Origin of the sequence: Sulfurimonas sp. (assembly GCF_032250635.1) — a bacterium.
In the GTDB taxonomy this organism is placed as follows: domain Bacteria; phylum Campylobacterota; class Campylobacteria; order Campylobacterales; family Sulfurimonadaceae; genus Sulfurimonas.
In genome coordinates, this window is the sequence record NZ_JAVVFL010000234.1 from 1 (window position 1) to 2,972 (window position 2,972).

Annotated in this window: 4 protein-coding genes; 1 reads left to right on the forward strand and 3 read right to left on the reverse strand. The window is 40.8% G+C overall.

Annotated elements, in window-relative coordinates:
- The first annotated feature begins 122 nt into the window (after positions 1–122).
- Positions 123–503, forward strand: coding sequence for a thioredoxin family protein (locus RQ763_RS11135; protein WP_314153044.1), 381 nt, complete (start codon positions 123–125; stop codon positions 501–503).
- A gap of 7 nt (positions 504–510) precedes the next feature.
- Here the strand turns inward: RQ763_RS11135 and RQ763_RS11140 are convergent, their stop codons facing one another.
- From RQ763_RS11140 to ppk1, 3 genes are all read right to left on the reverse strand, one after another.
- Entirely contained in the window at positions 511–1,125 is a 615-nt protein-coding gene (locus RQ763_RS11140; RefSeq protein WP_314153045.1) for a trimeric intracellular cation channel family protein, read from the reverse strand.
- A complete protein-coding gene (locus RQ763_RS11145) occupies positions 1,126–1,653 on the reverse strand; it encodes a gamma carbonic anhydrase family protein (RefSeq protein ID WP_314153046.1) in 528 nt (175 codons plus the stop codon).
- A gap of 2 nt (positions 1,654–1,655) precedes the next feature.
- Positions 1,656–2,972: polyphosphate kinase 1 (ppk1, locus tag RQ763_RS11150; protein WP_314153048.1), on the reverse strand; the 1,317-nt coding region annotated here is incomplete at its 5' end.

A 2,972-nucleotide genomic window follows, 5' to 3' on the forward strand; every position in this document is an offset into this window, starting at 1 on the left:
GTTAGCGTAAAGCTCAACTTTAGAATCTATCCGCAGTGGGTCAGTGATGCTGTGAGAAAAGTGTTTCCTGTTCTTTTAAATCCGAATGTTGTTGAGCTTGCAACTGAGCAAAAAGAGTTTAAGTGAAGATTTTTTTCGCTCTGTTTATAACGGTGGCAGCGCTCTTTTCAGACCATATAAGGTGGCAAAATGATTTTGATGCAGCATTGTTTAAAGCAAAAGCGCAGAAGAAAGAGCTACTGCTTTTGGTCTTAAAAAAAGAGTGCGCAGCGAGTAAAAAGATTTTTGTTGAGGTTTTCAGTGACAAAGAGGTGCAAAAAGAGGTAAACAGAAAATATATAGCCGTTGTCGTCTTTTTCGAGTACGAAAATAGCTACCCGATAGAGCTTTTTTACACACAAACCTTCCCGACCCTATTTTTTGTCTCAAGCAGGGATGAATCCTATCTGCAAAAGCCTCTAAGAGGCTATTTTACGAAAGAGGATGTTTTAAAAAGTCTTTAAAAACCTTCTACCAACCAACCCTCGGCAGATGCCACCCTCTTTTATAGGCTAAAAGTCTTAGTACTATGCTAAAGAGCGCGGTTGTGAGGATACTAAACTCATTAATAGCGCCGAAAATGCTAAGCGTGCCTAAAATAAGTGCTACTATAACCGCGATAGAGCCGTAAAAGTCGCTGATTAGGACTGAGGGGACTTGGTTTATCATGATGTCTCTTGCTACCCCTCCGCCGACTGCGGTGATAAAGCTTAGAATCACTATGCCAAAGAAGTTAAACTGCGCATCTATCGCCATAAGTGCGCCCGTTATGCTAAATGCAACAAGCCCTATGGTGTCGCTTACTACAAATATCCATCCTCTCTCGATAGAGTCTTTTTTGTAGATTTTAAAGATAAATACTAAAGCAATTGTAATCGTTAGCGTTAGAGCGGGATGCAGATATGTAAAGGCAAAAGGAGGAGCGTTTAGGATAGCATCTCTTACTATGCCCCCGCCTAGAGCTGTAAGTGTTGCCGCTATAAGTATGCCTAGTATATCAAGATTGTTTTTTATGGCGATTAAAAAACCGCTTATTGTAAAAGCGGTAATGCCGATGATATCTGCAAAAATAAAATATTCAGGCATCTATTTTTGGTAGTGAGACTTAAACTCTACATAGCGCGATGCGGAAGCGTAGAGTTCGGCTACCTCTTCATCACTCAGCTCTCTGATGACTTTTGCGGGACTTCCCATAATAAGTGAACGTGGTGGGAAGATTTTGTTTTTTGTCACCAATGCGCCGGCTCCCACGATTGACTCTTTGCCAATAACCGCGCCATCAAGTATGGTCGCACTCATGCCGATGAGACAAGCGTTTTCTATGGTGCATCCATGAAGCATAACACGGTGTCCTATTGTCACATCATCGCCTATGATTGTAGGGTGTCCATCACTTTTGTCGGCTTTTTTATAGTGCGTTACATGTACCATGCTGAGGTCTTGAATACTTACTCTGTCGCCTATTGTGATGTAGTGAACATCGCCTCGAACAACTGTTCCAAACCAGATAGAGCAATCTTCTCCGCATGTAACATCGCCAATGACATCGGCAGAGGGTGCTATCCAGCTATTTTTTCCGATTTCAGGGCTCATATCTTTAAAATCGTAAAGCATTGCTATTCCTCCTCTTTAAAGATATTTGCCATAAGTTCTTGAACCAAAGGAGCGCTCTCTTTAGGAGAAGCTTTGGCTATTTTGTTTGCATAATCCTCTAAAAGAGTATGGCTGTTAATATTTTTTACACCATCATTTTTTATCTTTTTATAAGAGCCGTCACTTTGGAGTTCATGCGCCAAAGTATTGTCCGCGCATTGAAGTCTTAGTATTTGGATAGTCTTCTCTTTTGCTGTTTTGTCTTTAATCGCTGTCAAGAGCTCTATGCGTCTCATAAGGTTTCTTGGCATCCAGTCGGCACTGGAGATATAGACACCGGCTTCATCATTTTTAAAGTAGAAAGTTCGTGAGTGCTCAAGATATTTTCCAAGTATGGAGATAACTCTGATGTTCTCACTTACCCCTTCAATCCCCGTTTTTAAACAGCAGATGCCGCGAACTATAAGATTGATTTTCACACCCGCTTGACTTGCTTTGTAGAGGGCTCTGATAACATCTTCATCAACAAGAGAGTTTAGTTTTGCGATAATCTCTCCGTTTGCACCTTTTCTTGTCTCATTTTGGATAAGCGAGAGAACTTTTGGTTTGATTTGTGAAGGTGACATATAGAGCTCGTTAAGCTTCCCTTTTTTGCTAAATCCTGTCAAAAAGTGAAAAAATCGTGTCATGTCGCTTGTTACTTCATCTTTTGAGGTGAGGTAACTCATGTCGGTATATATTTTTGAGGTAGCAGGGTTATAGTTTCCTGTTCCTAAATGAGCGTACTGCTTAAGTTTGCCGTTTTTTCTTCTTGTGATGAGCGTTGCTTTTGCATGTACTTTAAAGCCCTTGATGCCGTAGATAACATGTGCACCCGATTTTTCAAGCGCTTTTGCCCAGATAAGGTTGTTCTCTTCATCAAACCTTGCTTTAAGCTCAACCATTACGGTTACCTGCTTGCCTGATTCACTAGCACTCATAAGTGCTTTAACGATTGGCGAGTCTGTTCCTGAGCGGTAGAGCGTCATCTTAATTGAGACGACATCAGGGTCTTTTGCTGCTGTTTGAATCAGTTTAACGATGGGGTCAAAACTCTCATAAGGATGGTAGAGCAAAACATCCTGCTTCTCCAAAGTAGTAAATATATTTTCGCTGTTATCCAACGGAGGAAGCGTTTTTGGTTTAAACGGCTCTGTTAAAAGATGGGCAAAATGTTTGTTTGAAACTATCTGCCAAAGACTTGAGAGGTTTAAAAAAGTATGAAATTTATAGATGTCATCTTTGTAGACGTTTGTGTGGCGATTGAAAAAGTTTACAATCTCCTCATCTCCGTCACTTCC

What these genes read in the sequence shown, in the direction of transcription:
- RQ763_RS11140 (WP_314153045.1), bottom strand. Translation starts at nt 1,125, where the DNA reads ATGCCTGAATATTTTATTTTTGCAGATATCATCGGCATTACCGCTTTT.
- RQ763_RS11145 (WP_314153046.1), bottom strand. Translation starts at nt 1,653, where the DNA reads ATGCTTTACGATTTTAAAGATATGAGCCCTGAAATCGGAAAAAATAGC.